The 960-nt window shown below is 56.1% G+C and carries 1 pseudogene; it reads right to left on the reverse strand.

Annotation, left to right across the window (positions count from 1 at the left end):
* Window positions 1-937, reverse strand: a pseudogene (locus tag NW819_RS12545) (S-layer protein); the annotation flags it as partial.
* Window positions 938-960: the final 23 nt, after the last annotated feature.

The following is a 960-nucleotide window of genomic DNA, read 5'->3' on the forward strand; positions in this document are numbered from 1 at the left end:
AGAAAGTAAACACAGCTCGCAAGACACCCACGCCGATGGTTGGATCGGTATCCCCAGACTTGCTAGGCCCACCATTGGGATTGCTCACAAAGTAGGCTGCCGGGGTAAGGGTGAGGTACTCGTTCACCGGGAAGCTGTAGTAAACATCCACGATGAAAGGACGGCTGTCAAAAACTCCCTCCTCGGTGCTGACAATCGGTTGGCCAAACACCACACCGCCCTGAGCACCCTCAATGAAGAGATCCGGGAAAGCAAAGCCAAACAGGAACCCGTTGAAATCTTCATCACCCGGATCAATGGTGCCAGCCGGTACCACGTTGGGCAAGTTGTAATCCACATTGCCAGCAGTAAACCAGCCGGATACGGTAATTCGAGGGCTAAGCTCCCAGTTGGCTGCCACCGAGAAAGCATTGACACGGGCAGAAACATCTACCGTCGTCGTCCGCAGAGGGCCACGGAAAAGGGCTGTACCGTTGGCCAAGAACTCAGGGCCATCGTTTGCCTTCTGCAGATAGGTACTGGCAAACTGCAGGTAGATCTCCAGGTTTTCGTTCGGCAGGAAGCCCAGCTCCACCGCGTGGGCGCTATCGCTACCGGTTATACCGCTGTCGCCGAAGCCCTTGCCCAAGGCTTGAGCGTTCCTGGTGCTGTAGCTGTAGGCCAAGCGTAGTTGATCCGAGAGTCGGTAGCGGAAGCCAAACAGAGCTCCACCTGGCACGTCCGCCGTGGAGTTGGGAGCATCAGCAAAGTCGGAGAGAGCTTCGAAGGGTGTGCTGTAGTTGAATACATCGAACACACCTGAGCCAACGATACCCGTGTAGATGGTAGCTGCTCGGTTGAAAGCTGGGAATTGGTAGATCAGCTTGGCCAGGGTGAAAGTGCCGCCGCCACGGCCGCCAAACTCAAGGCCGGGATCCCCATCAAAGAACTCAGTCACAGCATCGCGAGCTTGGAGACGAA

It is taken from the genome of Synechococcus sp. R8-2 (assembly GCF_047461715.1).
Taxonomy (GTDB): Bacteria; Cyanobacteriota; Cyanobacteriia; order Thermostichales; family Thermostichaceae; genus Thermostichus.